Origin of the sequence: Bdellovibrio sp. HCB2-146, from assembly GCF_047345725.1 — a bacterium.
GTDB lineage: Bacteria > Bdellovibrionota > Bdellovibrionia > Bdellovibrionales > Bdellovibrionaceae > Bdellovibrio.
The window spans coordinates 1,084,494-1,110,702 of the sequence record NZ_JBLEQP010000001.1; the positions used below are offsets into that span (position 1 = coordinate 1,084,494).

A 26,209-nucleotide genomic window follows, 5' to 3' on the forward strand; every position below is an offset into this window, starting at 1 on the left:
TCCGCAGGGCCCTCCTTTTTTTTCTGGAGGCAAAATGAAAACCACAACAGCTCTCGCGATAACATGTGTCCTTCTTTTTGGCTTCTCCAGCCACGCTTCGATCCGTCTTCAAAATAATTCATCTCTAAATGCCGCAGATACCGCGCTGATTGAATCCAAAATTCAAAAAAGTGTCTCACTCCTCCCTTCTGCCATTAAAGCTGTACTTGCTGACAAAAAAATTACCTTTTCTTTTGCAGCTCTGGGAAAACAGTCTGTTGATCTTAAACAGATCTGCTCTCCCAACTTCAGTCACCGTCTCGCTCAAACCAAACCTTCGCGCCAAAATCCGGTGATTATTCTTGATAACTCTTTAAAGCAAATTGCTCTGGGAAAAGAAAACTTTTCGTTCCCTTGTGGCCATGAACAAAGCGACCGCTTATTTCAAGCCGTTGTTATTCACGAGCTCGGTCACGTATACGACTTTTCTAGTCGTCTTTCCGATAAAGAATTTCAAGAACTCAGCAAATGCCACTTTGAGAAAGTCGAATCTGCTAGCAAAATGCAGAGCCAAAAACTACGCTCAACTCCACGCTGTGAATACCTGGCTTCACGCAAGCGACTGGTATCAGATCGCAACTCTTTTGAAATTCTCTCTCAGGCAAAACGCAATAAGCTCGGCGCGCGCGTGCCTGAGGCCTACGAGCTGACGAGCCTTGAAGAAAGCTTTGCCGTCAACTTAGAGTACTTTCTTCTTGATCCTGACTACCAATGCCGTCGCCCGAGCTTTTACCAGTACTATGCAAAACAATTTAAACATGAACCTTTTAAAGGTCGTAACTGCGATACTGTGAACTATGCGCTTTCAGGAGACGATGGCCGCCCTGTATCTCTGGATGCCAGTCGTGTTTATCAAGTTCATTATTTCATGGGAGGACCAGGCAAAGCTCTCATGAGCCGATGGGGCCACTCGATGGTTCGTCTGATTGTGTGTTCTCCAGATAGAGCTACTGTGGGTACTGACTGCCTGCAGGACATTTCTCATCACGTGATCGTCAGCTTCCGCGCCAATGTCGCTGACATCGTAACGAACTATTGGAAGGGGCTATCGGGTGCTTACCCGTCCCAACTTTTTATTTTGCCAATGAGCCAGGTCACAACAGAATACAACCGCAACGAAGAACGTGACCTTTTGAGTTATCCGTTAAGTCTTACTGAAGAGCAAAAAAATCTTTTCGTGAAACGCGTGATGGAACTACATTGGTCGTACCGAGGAAAGTACTATTTCGTCTCAAATAACTGCGCTGGCGAAACTTTTGAGTTGATCACAGGTGTCCTTCCTGAAGGCCATCCACTTCTTCATAAAGTGAAGCCCGTCACTCCGCAAGGTGTAGCTGATCTTTTACAGTCAGCAGGCCTTATGCCGAAGTTTGCAGGAACAAACCAAGATCTTATCGATCAAGGCTATTTGTTCCCCTCAAAAGTAGATGAAGACTTACACCGCTCTTTCGCAGCGATTCGCCCGCTCGTACAGGCTCGCTATAAGACACTGGAGCAGTATCTCGAGTCGAGCACGGCCGAAGAACGCGCTTCTTTGGTTGAGTCACTCACCACTCATAATAAAAATGCCGCTGCTCTAGCAGCGAGCTTTTTCCTGCTCGAGGTCAAAATCGATCGCGACCTCACCAAAGTCGTTCAGGAAGAAGTCATGAAAATGATTGATTCTGAAGCCGGTGAAAAATATGTCGAAGAATATAAGGACATGATTCGCCAATTAACTCCCACGGAACACCTATCAAAAGGATACGGAATTCCGATGCGTTCTGAATTCGATGTGAACGCATTTAAGGGAATTCACCACAGCTTTAATACAAATTTTAAAGATTTGGCGAAATTGATTGCTGAAAAGAACCCAGAACTATCTCAAGAAAAAGTTCAGACTCAGGACAATATTAATAATTTCTTCCGCGCGCAGTTCAAATTTTTAACGCCCTAAATAGGAGTTTCCATGATCAAGCTACTTCTTATTACTTTAGTGACGACATTTACGACGACTGCATTTGCAGCGAAATTCGACGGCTGTGTCGCGCAGTTTAACTCACGCGTTCAACAGCGCATTTCTAAAGGTGTTCCGACAAAACATCTGCCGCGTCTTTATCTGCCTGCTTACAATCCAAAACAAACAGTCGTAATTTTCACACACGGTATGTTTGAATCACCCTATTTCTTTAAAGGTATTAACAAAGTCTTCCAAGACCAGGGATTTGTTTCTATCAGCATTCTTTTACCGGGCCATTGGCAAGGTGACTGGAGCAACATGAAAAAAGTTTCTTACCGCGAATGGCAAAGTGAAATTCGTGAAAACATCAAACTTGCTCAGTGCTTTGGCAAGAAAGTTATTTTCGCAGGACACTCTTTAGGTGGATTGCTTTCAATGGATGCAGCCCTTGCAAATCCCGGTATCACGGAAGGTGTTTTGTTATGGTCGCCAGCAGTTGACGTCAGAGCTTCCGTTTCAATCGGTGGTTTTTTGGGTGGACTTCTACACCTGAACGGCAACACGTTCTTTGAGGGTGCCGCGAACCTTGATGAAACTCCTTTGTATTCGCCGAATGCCGCCAAGCAAATGAGTGCTTTGATTAAAAACGTTCGTGAAACTCATGGAAATGGGACGATGAAGAACGTCTACGGCAAAATTAAAGCGCCTACGTTCTTAGCTTATGCGGAACGTGATCCTGCCGTTGATGTGGACGAAATCACTCGCGCTGCTTACTCTATCAGCGGACTCAGCAAAGAATACACAATGTACTTCCCGGAAACCACACACGTATGGCACGGCAACATCACGAAGAACCGCGAAGACGTCTACAAGAAAGCCAAATGGGATTACAACTTGAAGTGGGAAAGCATGCAGGCTCGAGTAGAATCATTCATGCGCAAATTCTACTAAAGCCCGCCTGATACTGATTACAGAGATGCCTCGACGATCGCGCCCGCATCGATTTTATGTTTCTTATAAAGATCAAGAGCTGTGTATGAGCTTTGTCCGAACTCTCCATGCACAGCTAAGCTTTTTAATGTGAAAGTCACGCCTGCATTCAACAATGCATGACTCAACATTTGACCAAATCCACCAATCAATTGGTGATCTTCAACTGTGACCAAGCGACCTTGTGCTTTTGCCAGAACAGACTTGTAAGTCGCCACGTCCACATGATTCACATTAGCACTATTGACAACAACCGCCCCAACACCTTTTGCTTCCAGGGCTGTCGCAGCTTCAAGTGCTTGCGGAACCAGAGATCCCGTTGTCGCAATCACAACTGATTTTGCTTTGCCAGCCGTTGTGTCTTTTAAAATTTGCGCTTTATTCAAATCGTAAGTTGCGCCTGCAACGTATGATTTCGGGAAATTTTCACGACCCAAGAAGAAAACAGAGCTGTTTGGAACTTTTCCAGCTTTGCGATCTTTGGCGAAGTTTTCGATGGCTGCTGTAACCAAAGCATCGGCTTCGTCAGAGCAAGACAAAGAGTAAACGTTCACGTGAGGAATCGAAGACACCATCGCCATATAACTCAATGCTTGATGAGAAGCGCCGTCAGCCGCGTCTTGGAATCCTGTGTGCGAGAAGATCGCGATGATTGGAGCTTCTGATAAAGCACCCATCGTCAAAGGTAACGCACCTTTCGTCACGCCAAATTGTGCAAACGTATCAACAACTGGGATATAGCCAAGTTTTGATAATCCAGCAGCAGTAGAAACCATGTTACTTTCCGCAACACCGACGTCGAAAGAGTCTTTCGGGAATTCTTTACGGAAATCCGCAACTCCCGTTGAGCCCGGAAGGTCTGAAGTCACGCTGACAACAGGCAAACCCGCTTTACGAGTTTTCACCATTGCAGACGCCACACCTTTTTGGATTTTCTCGCCAGAATCTTTAACGCCTTTAGCTTTGATGTCGGCTTCCCATTTATTCAATTCGTCAATCCAAGAATTGAAAACAGCTGGGAACGCTTCTCCACCATAGATTTCGGTCAAGAACGCCGGTAATTCAGAAGGACTTTTCAGAGGGAAACCGTGACCACCAGTGGCAGATTCAGCGGTTTTCTTCGTGCCGATACCTTTGATTGTTTTTGCGTGAATTGCGATAGGTTGTTTTGGATTTGCTTTTGCCATCGCAATTGCATCTGCAATCACGTCGTAGCATTTTTGCAAATCATTTCCTTCAAGCAACGTGATCAACTTCCATCCCAATGTTGCCAACGAAGCAAAAGAAGGATTCATAGAGAAAGATTCTGAATCAATACGGCCAGAAAGTTTCGTATTGTTATCGCTGATAATCAAAACGTAAGGGCCCATTTGACCACGAGCTGCCAAGCCTGGAATAGCCGCGAAAGATTCTTTCGCTTCGCCTTCCATGGAAGCACCGTCTGAGATCGCGGTGATCGTCACACGATTGCGACCCGAGATCGCCTCACCCATTGCCAAACCTTGAGTTTGCGGAAATGCCGAACCCAAAGGACCGTTAGAAACAAAAACACCTTCAGGGAAGCAGTGAACTTCACCGTGACCTGTCAGACCGCTTTCAATTGAACGGAATTTTTTAAGACTGTTCAAATCAAGACCTGCCATTTTGTAATTGGCCTTCAAAGCATACAAACCGTTTTCACAGTGGCCAGCATCGTTCACCAAGTGGAACATGTCGTACCATTGTTTGCCAGCGCGAGTGGCCTCATCAAAAACAATCGCATGCATGGCTGACATCAACTCCGCAAAAGCCGCAGGACCTCCGTAGTGAGATGCTGCTCCACCAAGGACAGCATTCATGTCCATGAGCGAAACTAAAGCACGAGTCGAACGCGGATCCACAGCTGGGATCTGACGGCCGTCTTTGCTTTTCACAGAGACTTTGAATTGAGGTTCAGAAGAAGGATTGCCTGCAAGTTTTGTTTTGATTTGAATCGGTTCTGTCATAGCATCTAGTTGTACTTCTGACGGCAAGGAACTTCAATGCAAAAGCTCTATTCTCACAATCTACGCCACCTGCCAAAGGTCGAACTTCACCGCCATTTGGACTGCTCAGTGCGTTGGAGCACGCTTCTGGAAATTGCGCCCCAAACGGGCATCACCTTGGCCCCGACTCTGCAAGGGCAAAAGGAACAGTTCCTCATAACTCAACCCATGAAAGATTTGGGCTCGGTCCTCCATAAATTCTTAAATGCGCAACAAGTTCTCGCGAGCGAGGAAATCCTCACACGTATTGCATTTGAGGCCTGCGAAGACGCGTTTAATGACGGCATTCGTATTCTTGAACTGCGTTATGCCCCGACTTTTATTGAAGACGGCCATGCAAATTTAAATTTCGATAAAATTCATTCTTCACTCGTTAAAGGCATCGAGATGGCAAAAAAGAAATTTCACATGGCCGTGGGATTGATTTGCATCGTACAAAGAGTGAAGCCGCTTCCCGTCGCTGAGCGCGTAGTTGATTTCGCCATTGATCACAAAGATTCCTTTATCGCTTTAGATTTGGCTGACAACGAAAATGGCTTTGAACCTAAAAATTTCGAAAATATCTTTCAGAAAGCAAAAAAGGCCGGACTTCGCATCACCGCTCATTCCGGCGAAACTCCAGACAACCAAGCTCCGCAATGGGTTCGTGACTCCATTGAAATTTTAGGCGCCGAACGCATCGGTCATGGCGTGCAAATCATTCGCGATCTTGCCGTGATGGATTTTGTGCGCGAGCGAAAAATCACTCTTGAAGTTTGCCCTATTAGCAACTATCTCACGCAGGCTTTTAAAACCTACGAAGAACATCCAATCAAAGATCTTCTTCGCAGTGGCATCCGTGTGACGATTAATTCTGATGACCCCGGAATATTTGCAACGACCTTGAGTGATGACTACGAAGTCGTTCACCGTGTCCACCAACTCACCCCAGCAGATTTCCGTCGCTGCAATCAAATCGCATTTGAAGCTAGCTTTATTTCCGATAAAGAGAAAAATAAATTCGTCTCTGAGTTCTTCTAAAAGCCGCAAAGCGGAAGGTATTGCGGCCTCCCCACAAAAGGACTAACGTAAAGTCCTTTTCAAAGGAGCCCCCATGCAAACTTCTACTCGCGAATTCTATCCTCAGATTGAGCCTTACAATAAAGGCTTCATGAAGGTTTCAGAAATTCATAATCTTTATTATGAAGAAGTTGGAAATCCGAAAGGCAAACCGGTTGTATTTCTACATGGTGGTCCCGGCGGAGGCGTTGCTCCCGATCACCGTCGCTTCTTTGATCCCGAAACTTATCGCATTATTTTGTTCGATCAACGTGGCGCTGGACAATCGACACCGATCGCAGAGCTTCGTGAAAACACGACATGGGATCTTGTCAGCGATATCGAAAAACTACGCGAGCTGCTTAAGATCGACAAATGGGTCGTCTTCGGCGGCAGTTGGGGATCAACACTGGCTTTGACTTACGCAATTACTCATCCCGAGCGCGTGAAAGCATTGATCCTGCGTGGAATTTTTCTGTGCCGTCCGTCTGAAATTAAATGGTTCTATCAAGAAGGCGCTTCCCAAATTTTCCCTGATATTTGGGATGAATATTTGAAACCCATTCCAGAAAATGAACGTCATGATTTGGTCGCAGCTTATCATAAACGCTTGATTCACGAAAATCGTGATGTGCGTTTGGAAGCGGCAAAAGCATGGAGCAAATGGGAAGCAGCCACTTCGCGTCTGTACATGGATCCAAAAGCGGTCGATGAATTCGATGATCCCGATTATGCATTGAGCTTTGCGCGCATTGAGTGTCACTACTTCACAAACAACGCGTTCTTCAAAACAGACAACTGGATTCTTGAGAACATTTCCAAGATTCGCCACATTCCTGGATACATCGTGCAAGGTCGTTACGATGTGGTGTGCCCGGCGAAATCGGCTTGGGAACTTCATAAGGCTTGGCCGGAAGCAAAGTTTTCAATCGTTGCGGACTCGGGCCACGCGGCTTCAGAGCCTGGAACCCGCTCTGCTTTGATTTCAGCCGCAGATGAGTGCAAATCCTTGTAAGAATTACATGTAAAAAACCTTATCACATCCATAAGTATTATGATCTTGTAAAGTGGTTCCAAATTGGGTTTATTCACACTACGCACTGACTAGTTGGTGCGTAAAATCCGGGGGGATTTTAGTGAATCAATCCAAATTGATTTTCGCAGGGGTACTGACTGGTTTAACTCTCGCAGCTTGCGCTCCGAAGGGTGAATCAACTCAGGTCGTAAGTGGCGACAGTATCATTGGGGGCACGGCGGTTCAAAAGACCGACAAGATTCTTGAAAGCATCGTAGCTGTTTACGACTCCGTCGGCGGACAGCTCTGCACAGGTTCTCTTCTTGAGAACAACATCGTTCTAACAGCAGCACATTGCTTAAGCCCGCAGATGTATATCTTCTTCGACACAGCATTGGGTCGTGAGAGCGTACGCTACGCAGTTGATCGTGTTGCGGTTTCTTCTTACTGGGAAGAGCGCGCAGGTGAAACATTCAACACAGGTGATATCGCTCTGATTCACTTCAAAGGTGAAGTTCCCGCTGGCTACAAACCCGCGACTTTCTTAAAAGATAAATCAAAACTTCGTCGTGGTACTGAAGTTGTTCTTGCTGGTTTCGGCATGACTGACGGCAAAGACCAAAAAACTGCAGGTACTTTGCATATGACGAAAGTTAAAATCGCAGATCCTCGCTACAGCATGTCTGAAATCACAGTGGATCAACGCCACGGCACCGGCGCTTGTCACGGCGACTCGGGTGGGCCCGCTTACCTTGAAGTCGACGGCGAATACTACCTCTGGGGCGTAACAAGTCGTGGTGTGATGGACAAAGAAAACAACTGCTCGCAGTTCGCAGCATACACAAGTGCTTTGTTTTACAGAGGATGGATGGAACGCATGACTCCACAAATCCTTGAATCACTGACAAACTTGGAGCTGGTTTCTTTACCGGCGACACAAGAAGCTCAGTAATTTAGCAAAATATTTTTCAATCTTAAAAGGGCTGCTAGGCAATGAGCAGCCCTTTTGTTATTTCAGTCTTATGAAGTTTGCACTGCTTCTAATTTCACTTTTCATTCTCTCCTCATGCGGTGAGTACGATCCGACGACGTACCCATGGTCGCTCGCCAATGACGGCATCATTGGCGGCAAGGAACTTTTCCCTCAAGACGAAGTCTCACCATATGTGGTCATGACCTACAACCCTGACGGCAATAAGATCTGCACAGGTACGCTGATTCGTGAAAATGTGATTTTAACGGCGGCTCATTGTCTGAGTGAAAAACCAGACGGCCTTAAAATCATTTTTGGAGTTGCTCCGATGACGAGCAAATATGTATCGCGCAAAAGCGTTTCTTTTATTCCACATCCTTCATTCCGCGCACCTCATGCGCACGATATTGCGTTGATTATTTTTGCCGGCGGCTTACCTCCTGGTTTTAAGCCGGTCGAAATCGCACCTGAAAAGTTTCCTCTTAAAGAAGGATACAAGTTTACCGCCGTCGGCTACGGGCGAACCTTAGGTAGGACTCCCTCATCACCGCAAGACAAACAGGGAATGGCTCGCCTCAGATCCACACATTTAGCAGTGACGGCTTTAAGCGATGACGGACGCTATTTCCTGATCAAACAAAGCAGTGATGCAGGTGTTTGCAGCGGAGATTCCGGAGGCCCGGCGCTGATGCGCTATCGCAATGTGAATTACATTGTCGGCGTTCTTTCAGCGGTGGTGTGGTCAGGACAAATCAAAGATGGCGATACCTGCGCGGATCGGGCTCGTTATATGCGTGTTTCAGGTTATGCTGATTGGATCAATAAATCTTTAAAGAACCTGGTGCAGTAGCACTTTGATTTTCTCTGCCAGTTCTTTTGGTTTATCAAAAAGAATTCTATGAGAGGCGTCTGGAATCACATCGAGTTTTAAACCTGGGATGCTTTCTTTCAGTTGTAACGCAAGATCGACGAATTTTTCATCTCTCTCTCCGACTAACCATGAAATTTTGTTTGGCATAGCTGCGATCACAGGGCGCATATTTTTCTGTTGTGCCAGCGACCACTGAGTCAAAGCAAGCCCCAAAAGTTCTCGAGAGTATTGTTTCTCGTCACGAGTGGGCTCTTCCATACCGCCACCGAAAACAGCTTGAGCATTCCAGTTACGAAGCAACATATCCCAAGGCGCTTTTTCAAATTCTTCAGCCCAGTATGAATCCTGCAACCAGCGTTGACGGCGCATTTCAGAGCTGGGTTCAAAGCCAGTTAGCTGATCATCAAATCCAGGGTTCGTAGAAATCAAAAAGCTTTTGTACCAAAGAGCGGGTTTGTGTTCGAGTGCGTGCAGAGACAATCTGCCGCCCAACGAATAACCGACAAGGACATTGCGATCGGCGCTGAAACCTTGAAGCTCAACCCAACGATTGAACAAGGCTCCCCACTTATCCAGTGGAGTTTCTGGAGACAACCAACCTTCACGGAAATAATCAGGAGTAAATATTCTCAATCGATCATGGGACGGCAGCGCCTCTTGGACTCGTTTCCAGTCCTGGGGCTGACCTAAAAAACCATGAAGAAAAAAGATATTTACTCTCTCCACAACGTATCCAACTCCTGCCATAGCTGCTGAGTCTGATGCTCATCTGGGCACAACTCGATAATCTGAGAGTCCGAAAACTCGAAAGTGTTTGGTATAGTATGCCACTTTTGGTAGCCCCAATTCCACATTTTTGCCCAGCCATCGAAAGAAATATTGTGCTTATTTATGAAAATCTCTTTCTTAAACATTCGAGAGAAGATTTGGCCTCCTCCGTTGTTTATGACGACAATGCGAAACTTTTTGGCCTCAAGTTGAGAAGTTGCCCAAAGTGACGATAAATCATACATCGCCGTGAGATCACCCACCATACACCAGTTCTCTGTTGCAGGTTGCGCCCAGCCTAAGAATGTCGAGAGCTGCCCATCAATACCGTTCGCACCGCGGTTCGCAGCGACACGTGCTGGTAAAAAGTCATGATCTGAGCACGCGTCCCACTCTCGCACAGGAAGCGAATTTCCAAGGTACAAGGAAACGCCATGCAATTTTTTAGAGAGAGAATAAATAAGGCCTTGCTCCGATTGCGGATATTTTTCTAACAATCGTCTGATTTCCATTCGGCGAGCCGTGTCCTCAATATTGAGTTTACTATTCTCGCGTTGTGGGCGTGTAAACTCGACCTGACTTAAAACTTCGAGAGAATTGAAGTGCTGAACTTGGCGACTGAGGCCGGTGTAATGATTAAATCCGACCGAGAACACAGGGATATCCTTGTACTTTTCTTCGAGATCACGCCAAATACGCGCTGTTGGAATACCACCAATGCGCAAGATCGAATCACATTCCCCAGAGGTTAAAATACGGTGAAGCATTTTTTCACCAGATTTGATTTCGATATCTTTGATTCCTGGATTTCCACGGAGCCCCGAAATTCCCTCTGCGTAAACTGGAGATTTGTATTGCTTTAAAAACTCCAGAACAGTTCCGTAAGCTTTATCAGGTAAGATTCCCACCATCACCAGAGGACGATGATTGTTCAAGAAAGCTTCCATCGCTTTCAAAGTTCCCAATGGCAATTGACCTGGAAGCTTGAGGCGCTCAGAAACTTTTGGAATGCTGATTTGCGGAACCGGTCCATCAATCAAGGGCTCTGTGAAGCTGACGTTCACGTGAATTGGTTTTTTCCAAGACAATGATTTGAACGACAAATGCGTGTTCTCTGCATCAAGATCCAAAGCGACTTCATTATAGTAAGAAAAAATTCCGACTTGTTCGATTGTTTGCGGAGCACCCGATCCACGATAATTTTTTGGACGATCCGCTGTGATCATAATCAGTGGCAGGGAAGAATAAGTTCCTTCAACTGCTGCAGGCAAAAGTTCTGCAACCGCTGTTCCCGAAGTCGTCACGATTGCAACGGGACGACGTGTGTTGGCGATTCGACCTAAAGCAAAAAAGGCTGCTGATCGCTCTTCGAAAAAGGAATAAACTTTTACATCTTGAATCTCATCTAAGATGTGCACAAGAGGACTGTTACGAGCTCCTGCGCAAAGAACAAACTCGCGCACGCCCGTGTTTACAAGCTCTTGAATTACTTTTCCGGCCAATTCCATATTTGTCATAGTTCAAATCCTAAAATCTTTTTCACTGAAAGACGCTTTTGATAAAGCTCTCTCCACTCGCGCTCAAGTTCACTGGCTGCAACCACTCCGCAACCCGATCCGATCATCGCGAACTGTTCATTCCACTGCAAATTTCGAATGGCGACAAGACACAGAGCCTCCTCGCCCATGAAAAACGCAAAAGGCCCGCCAAATCGAGCACGGCCCTCTTGACCCGGTAACGACTGCATCCAGTGATAGCCCGCTTTGCGAGGTGCTACACCTAGTGCAGGCGTGGGGTGAAGTTTTTCAATCAATGCGCGAAAATCAGGTTCTTTAAAAGAGCGCACACGAATATCGGTTTTCAAATGATAGAGCGTTGGCAATTCGAGAATTGAGGGACCCTCGACTTCAAGATCGCCTTGGCCTTTAAATAAATTCACCAAATCTTCGACGACGAAATGATGTTCTTGCAGTTCTTTTTGATCATGTAGCAACGATTCTCGAGTGGAGCTCTCCGATTTGGGACATGTTCCCGCAAGCGCCATTGTCGAAAGAATTTGATGCTCGTATGAGAAAAGAACTTCGGGTGTTGCACCTAAAATTCCATCACCATCACGCCAGAAACCAAAAACATGTAAGGAAGTTGGTGCATGTGTGAGTTGCAAAATCAGCTCTGCACGCATCGTTGGGGTGATGGTTTGACGTGATTTTGCGAACACAACAGGAACCGCCTTTGAGATTTCACCCTTGCGGATACGCTCTTGTATGATCGACAGTGATTCAGCGAAGTCCTCTTTCCGAGGCTCTTCCCAAGACGATAAACCCTCAGATGAGCGTGTATTCTTTGCTAAGTAGGCCTGACAAAGCGATTGAAGCTGTAGCGTTTCGAGCTCGCAGGCGTGGGTTCCCACCCAGTTTGTGCCGCCTTCAATATTGTAGAAGTCGGGGCAAAATACTGAAATCTCATGCTTATTTGGCTTTTCTTGGGCTTTAAATGGGCCTTCAATCAGGATCCATTTGCCCTTATGGCGCAAGAGGGCCCCTTCTTCCAAAAAGTTTGTAATGCCCAAGAGCGTTATGCTATTCTGCCGATCCACAAATAGACCCTCTTTTTCCATTCTCAAATATGGGAAAAGTGTTAAACAAGGGTGAACAAAGAAGTTCGTATTATGGAAACGCAAACTATGCAAACAAGTCCCTCAACCCAAATCGTCAATGTCGGCGGATACCAGATCGGGGGATCTCAATTCACTGTCATCGCTGGTCCTTGCTCGATTGAAAGCTACGACCAATTTTTGGAAACTGCCAAAGGAGTGAAAGCATCTGGTGCTCATCTTCTTCGCGGTGGCATTTGGAAAATGCGCACGTCTTCAAAAGCCTTCCAAGGTTTGGGCAATTCATCTTTCGATTTTATCAAAGCTGTTTGCAAAGAAACAGGCATGAGCCTCGTTTCCGAAGTCACTGACGCTCGTCAAATTGAAGAAGTTTACGACGTTGTCGAGTGCTTCCAAGTTGGGTCTCGCAATATGCACAACTACTCTTTGCTTAAAGAGTTGGGAATGCAGAAAAAACCTGTGATGTTGAAGCGTGGTTTCGCCGCTCTGATCGAAGAGTGGGTGAAAGCTGCTGAGTACATCACAAACGGTGGCAACCCGAACGTGATCTTGTGTGAGCGCGGAATTCGTACATTCGAAACAGCGACTCGCAACACTTTGGATTTAAATGCCGTTGTTTACGCAAAGAAAAATACAAATCTTCCGGTGATCGTGGATCCTTCTCATGCAGTCGGTATTCGCGCTCTGGTTCCAAGCTTGGCTTACGCGGCCGCTGCAGCTGGTGCTGATGGTGTGATCGTCGAAGTTCATCCTCGTCCAGCAGAGGCACTTTCAGACGGCATGCAAGCGCTGACTCTTGAAGATTTCAGCACGATGATGAAGCGTCTTGAAAAAATTCTTGATGCAGTTGAACGTCCTTTGCACAAGGAGATCGCCAATGTCCGCTAATCATTCTCCAAATCCAGAAATCATCCGCAGCATGTTTGCGAAAGTCGCTGCGAACTACGATCGCGGCAACTCTGTCTTGTCGATGGGCATTCACCACTTGTGGAGAAAAAAACTTGTAAAATGGTCTGGCGCTAAAGCGGGCCAAAAAGTTTTAGATTGCGCAACTGGCACGGGTGATTTGGCAATTGAATTCAAAAAAGCAGTCGGCCCTCAAGGTAAAGTCACAGGAACTGATTTCTGTGCTGAGATGTTGATCCCGGCTCCTGCGAAAGCGGCTGAGCGTGGACTTGATATCACTTTTGAACAAGCTGATGTGACGCAACTTCAATACACAGATAATCTTTTTGATATCACAAGTATCTCATTTGGCATCCGCAACGTCAGTGATCCAGTGAAAGCCTTGAAAGAAATGGCACGTGTGACTCGTTCTGGCGGCACTGTGATGGTTCTTGAATTCGGCCAAGTGCAATTGCCGGTATTCAGTTCACTTTACAATTTCTATTCAATGCACGTCCTGCCTAAAATCGGTGGCTTGGTAACAGGCCAAAAAGACGCTTACGAGTACTTGCAAAAATCTTCAGCCGCATTCCCATGCCGCGAAGGTTTCCTTGATTTGATGAAGAAGAGCGACGCTTACTCTTCTTTTGAATACACAGCTTTGACTGGCGGAATCGCTTACATCTACAAAGGTGTTGTGAAGTAATCTACGTTAGAAATATTTTAGATTCAAAAATCCGAGGCAAAACCTCGGATTTTTTTATGCCCACGACACACTAACGCAGCATGGACCGGAAAAAGAAGCAGGAACCTTTTGAACTTTGGGTTCAGGTGGGGTGGGATTTGGAATGACGTCTTTTTTTGTGGGGCATGAAGCGATTGCGAATGTCGCTGCGACCACTACAAAAAAAATGAGAAGTAGTTTCATACTTCTCATTCTCGCTCGTTTAAACGAGCTGATCCAATTGTATTACGACATCACTACTTTTGATTTAAGACAGCTGTGTTCTCAATCATACGACCTAAGAGGCCGTTGATGTTTTCTTTCTCTTCGCCATTAATCACAGCCCAGAAAGCAGCCAAACGTGGATACCATTTCGGGAAGATGTCCTGAATGATCTCGTGACCTTTCTGAGTCAGCTTAATCACAAAAGCGCGCCCATCCGTTTGATGCGTTTGGCGAGAGACCAGTTCAAGTTTTTCGAGATTATTCAACAAACCTGAAATCGTCGCTTGCGTAACACCCAGTTGAAGTGCCAATTCCGATGGCTTCAATCCTTCGGGGTGATTGCGAAGCAGGATTAATAATGTAAATCGTCCGCTCGACAAACCATAGTTCGATAACAAGTCATCGAAATGCGTTTCTAACTCCGCAGCGACTTTCATAAATAACATGTTCGTATAAAGAGGCTTTACATCCACATCGGGATGTAAGCCTGCAACACGAGCATGAACTTCTTCTTGAGTTGGCAAATTTTGCAAATAAAGCTTAGCCATATATTTCTCCGTTCTAAAAAATTCTACTCATTAGTTCTCAAGTGGGATTGATGATTTCTCGCCAACACCGTGTTTTAAATGCTGTTCTGTTTTCTTACTCGAAGTGAAGCGCGCTCCGAAGTTGTTCGCCCAGATGCGGAAGCGATCCACATATGTGAACACTGCAGGAACGACAATCAAAGTCAGAATCGTGGAAGACACGATACCACCGATGATCGCCACACCCATCGCCGTACGAGTTTTCGAAGCCTCATTCAGACCGATCGCAACTGGCAATGTACCCGCGATCAAAGCAAATGAAGTCATCAAGATCGGACGAAGACGCGTTTTACCAGCCAAAATCAAGGCTTCTGATCGTGAACGACCTTCTGCCATGGCTTGTTTTGCAAAGTCGACAAGCAAGATACCGTTTTTACCCGCAACCCCGATCAACATAAAGAAACCGAAGATCGCAAAGATTGTCATGATCTGTTTGAACATGAACAACGCCACAAAGGCACCGCTCAAGGCCAAAGGCAGAGCAATCATGATCGTGATCGGCGTGATGAACGACTCATACAAGCTCGACAAGATCAGATAGATAAACAGAATCGCAAAACCAAGAGCCAAGACTGTTGAAGTCATCAACTCTTGCATGTTCTCTGCATCACCACCGAATCCAAAGCGCACATTTGAAGAGAATGCCGTCTCGCCAGTTGTCATCGCTTTCACCGCATCGTTAACCACGTCACTCAAACCCACGCCTGGCGCAAGACCTGCTGTGATTTGGATGTAACGACCACGGTCCATACGCTCAATCGAAGCCGGGCCTGATTTCACGTCGCCGTTTGCCACGTCATTCAAGCGAACAAGCTTTCTGTTCACGTTTGGAACGTAAACTTGGCTGTAAGTTTTCATCAAGTCACGTTGATCGTCTTGTAAACGAACACGCACATCGTACTCACGACCTCTCTCACGGAATTTCGCTGGCGTCATACCCTCAACTTGTGCACGGAGTTCCGCACCCATTGTCTTCGTATTGATACCGTATGCTTTCGCAGCACCTGGTTTCAACACGACTTGCATCTCTGGTTTACCAGGGCGGAAGTTCGTGTCGACGTCTTTAAGACGTGGATCTTTTTTCAAGATCGCAAGCATTCTTGTTCCTGCTTCTTCCAATTCTTTTGGATCTGCAGAGATGATGTTCAAGATAAATGGTTGTTGTCCCATACCCCCAGAAGCATCGTATTTTTTAACAACTGGATTCGCATCAGCAAAACCCACTAACTGACCACGAATTTTGTCGCGGAATTGTTCAGTTGTAAGAGGTCCTTTGTCTTTGCCACTTTTCATACGAACGTAGAATTGTGACTTATTAGATTCTCCGTACAAGGATCCTACGATCATTGTTGTAAATGCGACTTCTGGATTGTCATGAATGATTTTGTCGACCTTACGAGCGACTTCTTCCATACCATCCAAGCTCGTACCAGGTTGCATTTCAAGAGTGACAGTGAACTCACCGCTGTCGTCGTCCGAAATGAAGGCACCTGGAACTTTAGTAACCGTGTAAATCGAAGCAAAGAACACCACAATTGTCAGAGCGATCGTTGTTTTTGGGAAATTCAACGACACACGCAACAATTTTTCGTAAGCGTTTTCAAGCCATGTTTGGAAACGGTCGAAACCTTTTAACAAACGGCCCAAAGTTTTATCGTACAAACCCGCTGGTTTGTGATCTTTCGAGTGACCACCACCGTGACCACTGCCACCGAAGTAAGCCGTCAACATTGGAATAACTGTCATTGCCACGAACCAGCTGATCGCCATCGAGAACACAACCGTCATACCGAACTGTTTTAGGAACTGCCCAATTGTACCGGACATTGTACCAACTGGTACGAATACCGCGATAACCACCAAAGTGATCGCCATAACGGCCATTTGGATTTCTGTTGTTCCTTTTTCAGCCGCCGTTTGAGAATCTTCTCCCAGCTCCATTCTTCGATAAATATTTTCAATGACCACGATCGCGTCGTCGATCAAAAGACCCACGGCCAAAGTCAAAGCCAACATCGAAACGATGTTAATCGAGAAGCCGGCAAGCTTCATAACCATGAAGGCACCAACCAGTGAAATTGGTACCGACAGAGCCGTGATCAATGTTGAACGTGGACTTCCCAAGAAGAAGAACACCGTCAAAACTGTCAAAATGATACCAATAATGATCGTCTCATTTACGTCATACAAGTTGTCGCGGATTTTCTTAGATGCATCCGTAACGATGCGGATCTCCGGACCACCTTCCATTTTCTTAAGCTCAGGCTCGACGCGAGAAAGCTGCTTCATAATATCGTCAGCAACTTTCACAGTGTTGGAACCAGATTGACGATAGACTTGCAAGAAGATCGCTTTTTCGCCATCCACGTAGGCACGTGATTTTTCATCTGCTAAAGTGTCTTTTACAATACCAAGGTCAGCAACGCGTGTTGGAACTTCATTGCCGTAAAGGTTCACGAGAGTATCGGCGATCTCTGGAACTGAGTGGAATTCACCCAGGCCACGGAACACCATCTCTTTTTCACCTTGATTTACTTTACCTGATGGAATGTTTTCACCCGAAGCACCGACTTGCGCGGCAACTTGGCTGACAGACATTTCTCGCGCTTGCAATTTACGACGATCCAAAAGGACATGAATTTCTCTTTCACGACCACCCAGAATCTCAATCGCACCGACGTTACTAACTTGTTCCAAACGAGGTTTTAAAAACTGATCCGCGATATCGAAAAGCTGCGCATCACCCAAACCTTTTGCCGTCAACGACACCATCATAATTGGTGTATCAGCCGGGTCAAAACGTTTGATCACAGGGTCTTCAACCTCTGTTGGCAATTTTGCTTTTGCGACGTTTACTTTATCGCGAACTTCTTGTTCAGCATGTTTCACGTCAACGCTGGAGTTGAACTCTACGATAACTTGCGAAACACCTTCCAAAGATTTTGAAGTCAAACGTTTGATACCAGAAATCGTACTGACTTCTTCTTCAATAGGACGGCTGACCAGTGTTTCGATCTCTGAAGGACCCGCACCTTGATAAACAGTTTGAACTGTTACGACTGGAATGGAAACGTCTGGATAAAGATCCACGGACATTGATTTATAAGAAGCCCATCCGACGACCACAAGGGCGATCGTCACACACGTCATAAAGATCGGTCTGCTAATGGATATTTTCGGAAGACTCATGGCTATTTCCCTCCTTCAGGAGAGGCTTGGTAAAGTTTCAATTGAGATTGAAGTGCTAAAATATTAACTGCTGATTTCACTTTTGAAACGGCTGCTTGCGAGTAGTCTTGTTCAAACAACAAGACTTGGTAGGTCGTTGTACGACCTTGTTTCAAGCGTGCGCGCTCAGTTTCAAGTTTTGTTTTCTGTGCCTGTTCAAGACGAGACAAGATTTTCATATTGTCTCGAGCATCCATGATATTGCGAGTAAGATTCGTCCAGTCTTGTTCTTGAACATAAAGAGCGTAATCACGATTCATTTCAGCTGCGCGTTCTTTTTTCAACGCACCTGATTTCGCATCACTTGTCGCTCCGAAGTTCAAGGGCATATTGAAACGAAGACCGATGAAAGCCGTGTCTTGTTCCGTTTGACCGGCTTCTTTCAAAGCCTCATTTAATTCCTCATCGCGACCATTTAAAGCATACTGACCAACAACGTTGAGTGTTGGACGGTTTCTTTCCAGAGCTAAAGCTGATTGCGCTTTCGCTGCCGCCAACTGCGCTTCTGTTGCTTGAACATCGGCACGCGAACCCGGGCGAGCCGCAGGCACGGTGATAGACTCTAAAGCTTTATAGTCTACAGGCTCCAAAGCTGCCACCGGCGCATTGGCTTCCTTATTCAAATACTTATTAAATGCACGTTGTGCTTCTTGAGATTCATTTTTTGCAATTTGCAATTCAAGTGTACGAGCTTCAACAAGGGCTTGGGCTTGAACAACGTCGGCTGTCTCACCCAAATTCATTCTTTTTTTACGAGCCACGTAGTCGTAGATATTTTGAGCTGCTGTCAAAGCTTGTTCTTGAATACGAACGACATCTTGCCAGGCTGCTACTTTCCAGTAAGTCGCTTCCGCACCGATGAGGATATTCTGTGACTGCCCCTCAGTGTTCCATTTCTCTGCCAAACTTGCTTGGCGAGTGGCTTCTTGATTGGCTTGCGCTGTACGACCGAATCCTCCGCCCCACAATGGCATTGTGAGTTCAAGTTGCGGACTTGCGTCCCAATATTGAGGAGGATTGATAGCATTAGAAGCATTTACGAATTCACTTCTACCCATTGAATAATAAAGACGCGATTGCAGACCAAAGCTGAACTGTTGGCTGATACCTAAAAGATAACTTTGGCTACGAACGCGATCATACATTTGCGGAGTATTGGGCTTACCATTGTGTCCAATATTTGCTTCCGCAAATAACTGCGGAGTAAAAAATAAATCTGCTTCGCGGGATAAAAGTTCTGCTCCTTCGGATTGCTCAGAAGAACCTTTATAGCCCAAATTTTGAGTTTTTACGGACTCCAAATACTCGTTCAGTGTGAGAGCGTGCGCTTGCGTGCCTCCGACTCCCACTACGAGAGAAAGAATCGCACTAAGAATCGGAGTGCTTACTTTTCTACTCATTTACTACCTGCCTTTACATTATTAAGTAATCGCTTACATACTTATTATTACGGCATTTCAATAAAGTACTCAAGTGATTACTTATTGAAATCTTCATAGCTTTATGATACATTATATAAAGATAAGTAATTACAGATACTTAGGGGCGGTTTTTATGAGCGAGACATCCCAAAAAAGAACACCAACTGAAAAGAAGGTGGATAAACTTAAGACTAAAAAGCGAGATCGTTTAGCATCCGAAGAGCGTTTATTGAAGGCTGCTGAAGAAACTTTCTCCCGTTTTGGCTTTAAAGCGACAACAACAAGAATGATCGCCAAAAAAGCAGGCATTAACGAATCTCTTATCGGCCGCTATTTCGAAGGCAAGCTCGGCCTTTTCTTCGCGTTGATCGATAACCATATTAAAGAACACAAACACGGTAACCTTGCTTACCCTCCGCAAGACACCTTAATGAAAGAAATCTTGGGCTTTGCCCAAGCAAGATTAAACGAACACTGCACTAAGGACTCTGAATTTTTCAAGATCGTCCTTTCACAAGCCTTAGTAGATGCAAAATTCCTAAAAATGATTCGCGAGAGAATCCCGAACTTCAAACAAACAGGTTTGGAAGACAGACTTAATAAACTAAAAGACGACGGCAAAATCAAAAAAGAAGCCGACATAGAAATGATCATCGAAACAATAGAAAACTTCTTCCACGGAGTCCTCCTATTCGAACTCATCATCCACGGCATCCCACGCGACAAAGCCGCCCTACAAATCGAATACTTCATTAAAAACTACATCCCAGCATTCGAACCCTAAAGAAAAAGCCCTCGCAAGAGGGCTTTTTAATTTCAACTAAAATATAAATTAACTGAACGAGAGTTAAGTTAGTAGTGCCAAGGGAATTTTGAAAAATCCTTGTCGCGTTTTTCGACGAAGGAGTCGCGGCCTTCGCGGGCTTCTTCTGTACCGTAAGCAAGACGAGTTGCTTCACCTGCGAACAATTGTTGTCCTACCAAACCGTCATCGATCAAGTTGAAGCCGAATTTTAACATGCGCATTGCAGTTGGACTTTTTGAATTCATTTCTTTCGCCCACTCCAGTGCCACGCGCTCAAGATCTTTGTGTGGGATGACGGCGTTAGCCATTCCCATATCGAAAGCTTCTTGAGCTGTGTAATTGCGACCTAAGAAGAAAATTTCACGGGCACGTTTTTGTCCGACCATGCGTGCAAGATAAGCCGAACCATAACCACTATCAAAGCTTGCTACATCTGGATCCGTTTGTTTAAAGATCGCATGCTCTTGCGAAGCCAAAGTTAAATCGCATACGACATGAAGCGAGTGACCACCACCCACGGCCCAACCCGGAACAACTGCCATCACGATTTTCGGCATAAAGCGAATCAAGCGTTGAACTTCTAAAATATGCAAACGACCCAAGCGAGCCAAATCCATTTTGCCAACAGCTTCTTTATCTTCGTATTTGTAGCCGTCTTTTCCGCGAATGCGTTGATCGCCACCTGAACAGAACGCCCAGCCACCATCTTTTGGTGAAGGTCCGTTACCTGTGATCATCACAACACCCACATCAGGAGTGATGCGTGCATGTTCAAGTGCTGTATAAAGCTCATCTACTGTTTGTGGACGGAAAGCATTGCGCACTTCAGGGCGGTTGAAAGCAATACGAACTGTTCCCTGATCTTTGGCGCGATGATAAGTGATATCTTTAAAGTTAAAACCAGGAACTTCGGTCCACCATTCGGGATTGAAAATATCAGAAACCATCGGGCACTCCTTACGTATGAGAATGCCCGTGTTTTAGACCATTCGGCAGCGTCTGCCAACAGCAAACTTGGACTTTAAACCCTGTCTGTTTTAGCCCACAAATAATGGTCCGCTAAAACAAGCCAAGTCATGGCTTCCAATACAGGAATAGCACGAGTCACGATACAAGGGTCATGGCGGCCCTTCTTTGCAACATCAAGGATCGAACTTGTTGGTTTAAAAGAAACTCGTAAAAGAATATCTTCACCTGTCGAGATCCCACCGCGAATACCACCGTAGGCTTCTTGATTGCCTTGATGGAATTCTGTGCCTTTGACCTCAGCGGATTCAAAACCCAAACCTAATTCAAAACCATTCGTCGCACCAACACTCAAAAAGGCCTGAGCCAAGTCGGATTTCAATTTATGAAATACGGGCTGACCTAAGAAAGCTGGAGGCTGTTGAATGAGAATTTCAGCAACACCACCGTAACTCTCGCCACTCTCTTGTGCTTTCTTTAAAAGCTCCGTGACTTCTTGATCACGCTTCGAAGGAAAACGCGCTTGGAAAGAATCCACATCAACCTTGATGATTTGTTTTCTTTCTTCTGCCGTTAAAGTCATCGGCCCAATTTGCGAAGCATAGCCGATCACCTGCGTGCGAGCGCACACTTCTTTCATTAACATCTTGGCAACAGATCCGGCCATCACGCGAGACACTGTTTCACGGCCCGAGGAACGTCCCCCACCGCGATGATCGCTGTGACCGTATTTATTTTTCCACATATCATCGGCGTGACCAGCACGCGCTTGCGTTTTAATAGAATTGTAATCTTGCGAGCGCGCGTCTTTGTTTCGAACCATGATCGCTATCGGAGTTCCCAAAGTTTTTCCTTCAAAAACACCACTGAGAACTTCAGCTTTGTCTTCTTCTTGGCGACCTGAAACGACCTGACCTTGCTGACCAGGACGACGGCGGTCCATTTCCTTTTGTAAAAGTGCAGGATCAAAACTCACCCCAGCAGGACAGCCATCAATGACCACACCTAAGGCAACACCGTGGCTCTCACCAAAACTTGTAACTGAAAAACGGGAACCAAATTGACTTGCACTCATCCTGCACCTTCACACTCTAACCAAAAAGCACGTTGCCCTTGGGCTTGGCCTTGGAACATTGTCAGACCCGATTGATAATGGGCCCCGCAACGAAGCGCGTACTCACGCCCCATCGAATCTTCTTTATAGTTTAAATCGAAAACCATCGAAGGATGCCAATCCAACGGTGGCCATTGCGTATCAGCCTGACGAGGAGCCGCCCAAATTAAAATCTTAGGCTGAATTTGCAATGCATCTTCGGAGCCTTCGCGCGGCTGCCCCGTGCGAGAAGCAAAGTAACTGGCGTGTGGAATCGCCTTCTCGACCATCTCTAAAGTTCCACCACCACCCCAGACAAAAATTTCTTTTTGCAGAGGAGCGATCATCCCGACTCCTTCAATCAATTCCATAAAGCCCTGATCGTCTGTAGAAGTGTTCAACCATTTATTACTTTTAGAACTCCAAAACAAAGTATTCACCGCACGCAGTTCGCTTTGAGTGGCTGAAGCCGCAGCTTGCTTATGCGGAGACGTGACAGCCGCATAGCGCAGACCTAGTTTTTGTAAAACCGGCAAAGCTTCCTCGAACTCGTCACGATAAATCGTGACTGCAAACACGGACATATCACGTTTTGCAAAAAAGTCGGAGTGCTCAAGAGGCGTATAGCTGTGATAAACCGGATCACCTAAAACTGCGGCGAATGTGGGCCGTTTTTGAAAAGTCATCATCCACTGAAATAAACTCGGTTGATCGGCGGCACTGCCTTCATCATAGCGCCAGAAATTTAGGAACTGCTGACCTTTTTGAAAAGCACGATACCAATTCCATCGACCTTCCGCAGAGCGTGGCAGGAAACTACGCTTTGCCGATTGCGCCTGTTGCCAACTGTGACCTTGCCACAATTCAGAAAAATTATCGGACAAAGGAGCCCACTTGCTATGTGCCACTTTGCTTTCATATTTTGCTAATTGTTCGATTCCATTTTTTTCGTGGGACGAAACAATCATCCGGCTCCAAGGCAGCAACGATAAGAAGTCATCGGGCGAACCGATCTCAAGTGCCCAATCCATCCAGGCTACACGATCCAGCACGTCCTTGCCTTCTCCACTCAACCAATACTGCGCTTGCTCAAGACTTTTTCGGAAAGACAATAAGAAAACTTCGTGAGGCATTTCATTCATCACCTGACGAATTTGTTCAACTGAAAGCAAGTCATCTCTTAACTCAAATAAAGAAATGCCTTTGGCGGTAAAGCGTGATTTAAATGCTTCCCAACGCGAAGGCTTTTCAAAAAGTGATGGCAGCAGCGTGACCGTTCCACTGATATTTTGAAGTGTGTGTGTCAGAATGCCTTTTTCAACTGCGAGAGCGCGATGGTGATTCGTAAAAATACCCTCAGGCATTTCATACACTTCGTCAGCAGCATTGGCATAATTCACTTCGCGCACTTCAGCCCGTCGACGGAATTCATCGATCGGCGACATATCGGGATCCAGACGAGGACGATCTAAAAATATGCGCCCATCGAGATCGGATTTTCTTCGCACCCATAGAACTCGCACAGTTTCTGGGATGGCCTTCATGTCAAAACCGGCCCCCATCACGATAAAAGTATTTTTGGTCGCTTTTTGTAAGGACTCCAAAAACACCTGGCGTTCCAATTCGCGGAAATACGGCTCACCGTTTTGCATGACGAGTTCGAAAATATTTTTACCAATTTTCTTTTCGATCTCCTCATCCAAATCGACAAGGTCCACATCATAATCGCGCAGATGCGAAGTCATTCGCTTCATGAGTTCTGACTTGCCAGTTCCGCGATGTCCCACAACCGCCGTAATCATGGTTTGACTCCTATCATTGACCAAAACTCAGGAAAACTTTTGTTAATGGCCTCTGGATGCTCAATGCGAATCCCATGACCTTTTAATTTTAACAAGGTCGCAGCCATCACCATGCGATGATCTTGATCAGGATTAAATATCAATCCAGTTTTCACCGGCAAATGGGGATCACCATGCACGATCATGCCATCGTCCAAATTCTCATGTCGAACTCCGACCAGAGTTAAAAGCTCAGACACCTTGGCAATGCGATTGGACTCTTTACTAACCAAGTGAGGAGCTCCGTGCAACCGAGAGGTGCCGTGAGCATAACTACACAAAACCGCGAGCACAGGAAACAAATCCGGAGACATTGCTAAATTACTATCTGCGGCCTTTAAAAAGGTGCTCTCTTTGACCTGTAACGTGCGATCATGTAACTCATGCTCAACATGCATGCGCTTGAAAATATCTAAAAAAGCTTTATCCGGCTGTTCACTTTGCAGCGGAAACTCGCGAATCAACGCCTGCCCAGATAAAGCGCCCGCCGTGGCCATCGTAAAGGTCGAGCTCAAATCCGATTCTACTTCGTACTCAAGGTGAGAGATTCTCTCACCGGCTGGCACATGATAAGTCGATCCCTTTTGTTGCACGCGCATCCCAAGCTGCTTTACCATTTTATGAGTCAGAGCAAAATACGATTCCGAGAGTTTTTCTCCAACCAATTCAAAATCCAAATCAAAATCCAACATCCAGCTATTGAGCAACAAAGCAGATGCGTACTGACTGGATTCGGAGAGTTGTAAGCGCAGAGGTTGTTTTGGCTTCTTCCAACCATCCGAGACAATGTAAAGTTCATTGCCCTTCATCTGACATTGCACACCCAACTGGCGCAGCAAATCCAGCAATCCAGTTTGGGGTCTTTGCATCAATCGCGAAGTTCCTTTAAGTGTATGAACTCCCTTTGTGCGCGAGGCTCTTAAAGCCATAAAACGCAAAGTCGTGCCACCTTCACCGCAATCAATATGACTGCGACTTTTGATTTCTTTTAATCCTTCACGCATATAGCGAACGTCATCACACTCGGAATAGCCCTTGATTTCCAAAACTGGAAAGTAGCTTTTTACAATCAAGATGCGATTGAAAACAGATTTCGATCCTGGAATGACGCCATCGAAGGAAAGCTTAGTCATGAAGCTCGTCCTCTTTCTGACGACAAAGCTCCATTAAGATTTCATCAACACTGACCTCTTTTATAACTGGTTGGCCGACTTTTTTCATAAAAATAAAACGCAGGCGTCGTGACGAGTTTTTCTTTTTATCCTGCAACAACAACTGATTCCATTTTTTCAGAACGGATTCGCGTGCTGACAACAGTTCATCTCGTTCGGCTGATAATAAATAAGCCGAAACCGGGGCTGTGCGAATTTCTTCTTCGGCTTTTGCCGACAGAATCCCCTGACGAGCACTCCACTTTAAAGCAAAGTCCAAACCGTAATTGATTGCGATACCATGAGGAAGCTCATAGTACGCCTCAAACACATGGCCAACTGTGTGACCAAAATTCAAAAGATGACGATGACCTGATTTTTCTTGCGGGTCTTTATTTACGATGCGCATTTTTCCTGCGATTGCTTGCGGAAGATAGCGCCAGACCATTTCCGACGTGACTTCTTTTTCTGCACGCAGTTTTCGCCAAAACTCTCCGCCCTCAAGCAAAGCAATTTTAATCAACTCAGAAAAAGCTTCAAAGCTGCGTTCTTCCGGTTGTGCAAGCAAAAGGTCTTTAACCAAAACTGTTTGTTTTGCGGGATAAAAAGTTCCAATTTGATTTTTGGATCCCGCTACGTTCAAAGCCGTCTTGCCTCCGTGAGCGGAGTCAATAGCAGCAAGCCAGGTACTAGGCACATGTACAAGTCCCACGCCACGCTTCAGAATGCTAGCAACAAATCCGCCAAAATCCCCCACACTGCCGCCACCTGCAACAACCAAGGTCAAACGACGGCTGGAAGTGTTTTCACAAAGCTTCACGAGGTGTTGAATGTGTTTGGGAAAATTCTCAACGGCCTTTAATTCTTCTCCCGCTTGGACACCATAGGAAAGATCAAAGCTTTTCATCCACTGACGAAACGCTTTTGATTTTTTTGCGAGAATTTTATCGTAGATAAGCAAAGTCTCCTCCCCTAGGGAAGAGACTTTGGGAAATTTAGAAGTAAAAAGAAC

The 26,209-nt window shown here is 45.7% G+C and carries 21 protein-coding genes; 9 read left to right on the top strand and 12 right to left on the bottom strand.

What is annotated here, in order from left to right; translation table 11 throughout:
• Window positions 1–34: 34 nt before the first annotated feature.
• Both ACLWOR_RS05295 and ACLWOR_RS05300 read left to right on the top strand, forming a co-directional pair.
• On the top strand, window positions 35–1,975 hold the full coding sequence (locus ACLWOR_RS05295) for a DUF4105 domain-containing protein (protein WP_413939637.1): 1,941 nt from the start codon (window positions 35–37) through the stop codon (window positions 1,973–1,975).
• Between the two features lie 12 nt (window positions 1,976–1,987).
• A complete protein-coding gene (locus tag ACLWOR_RS05300) occupies window positions 1,988–2,929 on the top strand; it encodes an alpha/beta hydrolase (RefSeq protein WP_413939638.1) in 942 nt (313 codons plus the stop codon).
• 17 nt (window positions 2,930–2,946) lie between these two features.
• Here ACLWOR_RS05300 and ACLWOR_RS05305 read toward each other — a convergent pair whose 3' ends face one another.
• Complete coding sequence (locus ACLWOR_RS05305) at window positions 2,947–4,953, bottom strand: transketolase C-terminal domain-containing protein (protein ID WP_413939639.1); 2,007 nt, start codon at window positions 4,951–4,953, stop codon at window positions 2,947–2,949.
• 36 nt (window positions 4,954–4,989) lie between these two features.
• On the opposite strand from ACLWOR_RS05305, the gene add reads away from it, so the two are divergent.
• The 4 genes from add (at window position 4,990) to ACLWOR_RS05325 (ending at window position 8,868) form a co-directional block, all read left to right on the top strand.
• Entirely contained in the window at window positions 4,990–6,012 is a 1,023-nt protein-coding gene (gene add, locus ACLWOR_RS05310) for an adenosine deaminase (RefSeq protein ID WP_413939640.1), read from the top strand.
• Window positions 6,013–6,085: 73 nt separating this feature from the next.
• Window positions 6,086–7,045: a prolyl aminopeptidase gene (pip, locus tag ACLWOR_RS05315; RefSeq protein ID WP_413939641.1), complete on the top strand. Its 960-nt coding sequence runs from the start codon at window positions 6,086–6,088 to the stop codon at window positions 7,043–7,045.
• Between the two features lie 121 nt (window positions 7,046–7,166).
• Window positions 7,167–7,997, top strand: coding sequence for a S1 family peptidase (locus ACLWOR_RS05320; protein WP_413939642.1), 831 nt, complete (start codon window positions 7,167–7,169; stop codon window positions 7,995–7,997).
• 70 nt (window positions 7,998–8,067) lie between these two features.
• Window positions 8,068–8,868 (top strand): S1 family peptidase, encoded by an 801-nt coding sequence (locus ACLWOR_RS05325; protein ID WP_413939643.1) that lies wholly within the window; start codon window positions 8,068–8,070, stop codon window positions 8,866–8,868.
• Here ACLWOR_RS05325 and ACLWOR_RS05330 read toward each other — a convergent pair.
• Genes ACLWOR_RS05330 through ACLWOR_RS05340 form a run of 3 tightly spaced genes read right to left on the bottom strand, consistent with a single transcriptional unit; the run spans window position 8,848 to window position 12,190 of the window.
• Window positions 8,848–9,636 (bottom strand): alpha/beta fold hydrolase, encoded by a 789-nt coding sequence (locus ACLWOR_RS05330; protein WP_413939644.1) that lies wholly within the window; start codon window positions 9,634–9,636, stop codon window positions 8,848–8,850. The two genes, ACLWOR_RS05325 and ACLWOR_RS05330, sit on opposite strands and share 21 nt — an antisense overlap.
• Window positions 9,603–11,174: a 2-succinyl-5-enolpyruvyl-6-hydroxy-3-cyclohexene-1-carboxylic-acid synthase gene (gene menD / locus ACLWOR_RS05335; RefSeq protein ID WP_413939645.1), complete on the bottom strand. Its 1,572-nt coding sequence runs from the start codon at window positions 11,172–11,174 to the stop codon at window positions 9,603–9,605. The genes ACLWOR_RS05330 and menD overlap by 34 nt, the downstream gene beginning before the upstream one ends.
• A complete protein-coding gene (locus tag ACLWOR_RS05340) occupies window positions 11,171–12,190 on the bottom strand; it encodes a chorismate-binding protein (protein ID WP_413939646.1) in 1,020 nt (339 codons plus the stop codon). Before ACLWOR_RS05340 ends, menD begins: the two co-directional genes overlap by 4 nt.
• Window positions 12,191–12,325: 135 nt before the next feature.
• On the opposite strand from ACLWOR_RS05340, the gene aroF reads away from it, so the two are divergent.
• Entirely contained in the window at window positions 12,326–13,159 is an 834-nt protein-coding gene (aroF, locus tag ACLWOR_RS05345; RefSeq protein WP_413939647.1) for a 3-deoxy-7-phosphoheptulonate synthase, read from the top strand.
• Window positions 13,149–13,862: a bifunctional demethylmenaquinone methyltransferase/2-methoxy-6-polyprenyl-1,4-benzoquinol methylase UbiE gene (gene ubiE / locus ACLWOR_RS05350; RefSeq protein WP_413939648.1), complete on the top strand. Its 714-nt coding sequence runs from the start codon at window positions 13,149–13,151 to the stop codon at window positions 13,860–13,862. Before aroF ends, ubiE begins: the two co-directional genes overlap by 11 nt.
• Window positions 13,863–14,137: 275 nt before the next feature.
• Here ubiE and ACLWOR_RS05355 read toward each other — a convergent pair whose 3' ends face one another.
• The 3 genes from ACLWOR_RS05355 to ACLWOR_RS05365 are packed head-to-tail and all read right to left on the bottom strand — an operon-like array spanning window position 14,138 to window position 19,320.
• Complete coding sequence (locus ACLWOR_RS05355; protein ID WP_413939649.1) at window positions 14,138–14,653, bottom strand: MarR family winged helix-turn-helix transcriptional regulator; 516 nt, start codon at window positions 14,651–14,653, stop codon at window positions 14,138–14,140.
• 30 nt (window positions 14,654–14,683) lie between these two features.
• Window positions 14,684–17,881, bottom strand: coding sequence for an efflux RND transporter permease subunit (locus ACLWOR_RS05360; protein WP_413939650.1), 3,198 nt, complete (start codon window positions 17,879–17,881; stop codon window positions 14,684–14,686).
• 2 nt (window positions 17,882–17,883) lie between these two features.
• The gene (locus ACLWOR_RS05365) at window positions 17,884–19,320 is read right to left on the bottom strand and encodes a TolC family protein (RefSeq protein ID WP_413939651.1); all 1,437 of its coding nucleotides are present in this window, start codon (window positions 19,318–19,320) and stop codon (window positions 17,884–17,886) included.
• 154 nt (window positions 19,321–19,474) lie between these two features.
• Between ACLWOR_RS05365 and ACLWOR_RS05370 the strand changes: the two genes are divergently transcribed.
• Window positions 19,475–20,125 carry a TetR/AcrR family transcriptional regulator gene (locus tag ACLWOR_RS05370; RefSeq protein WP_413939652.1) on the top strand — a complete coding sequence of 217 codons (651 nt, stop codon included), beginning with the start codon at window positions 19,475–19,477 and terminating at the stop codon, window positions 20,123–20,125.
• A gap of 68 nt (window positions 20,126–20,193) precedes the next feature.
• On the opposite strand, the gene ACLWOR_RS05375 is transcribed toward ACLWOR_RS05370, so the two are convergent.
• The 5 genes from ACLWOR_RS05375 to ACLWOR_RS05395 all read right to left on the bottom strand — a co-directional run bounded on the left by ACLWOR_RS05375 (window position 20,194) and on the right by ACLWOR_RS05395 (window position 26,158).
• Complete coding sequence (locus ACLWOR_RS05375) at window positions 20,194–21,093, bottom strand: 1,4-dihydroxy-2-naphthoyl-CoA synthase (RefSeq protein ID WP_413939653.1); 900 nt, start codon at window positions 21,091–21,093, stop codon at window positions 20,194–20,196.
• A gap of 74 nt (window positions 21,094–21,167) precedes the next feature.
• Window positions 21,168–22,187, bottom strand: coding sequence for a chorismate synthase (gene aroC / locus ACLWOR_RS05380; RefSeq protein WP_413939654.1), 1,020 nt, complete (start codon window positions 22,185–22,187; stop codon window positions 21,168–21,170).
• Window positions 22,184–24,007, bottom strand: a complete 1,824-nt coding sequence (locus ACLWOR_RS05385) for a shikimate kinase (protein ID WP_413939655.1) — start codon at window positions 24,005–24,007, stop codon at window positions 22,184–22,186. The genes aroC and ACLWOR_RS05385 overlap by 4 nt, the downstream gene beginning before the upstream one ends.
• Window positions 24,004–25,179, bottom strand: coding sequence for a 3-phosphoshikimate 1-carboxyvinyltransferase (locus tag ACLWOR_RS05390; protein ID WP_413939656.1), 1,176 nt, complete (start codon window positions 25,177–25,179; stop codon window positions 24,004–24,006). The genes ACLWOR_RS05385 and ACLWOR_RS05390 overlap by 4 nt, the downstream gene beginning before the upstream one ends.
• Window positions 25,172–26,158: a hypothetical protein gene (locus ACLWOR_RS05395; RefSeq protein WP_413939657.1), complete on the bottom strand. Its 987-nt coding sequence runs from the start codon at window positions 26,156–26,158 to the stop codon at window positions 25,172–25,174. Before ACLWOR_RS05395 ends, ACLWOR_RS05390 begins: the two co-directional genes overlap by 8 nt.
• Window positions 26,159–26,209: the final 51 nt, after the last annotated feature.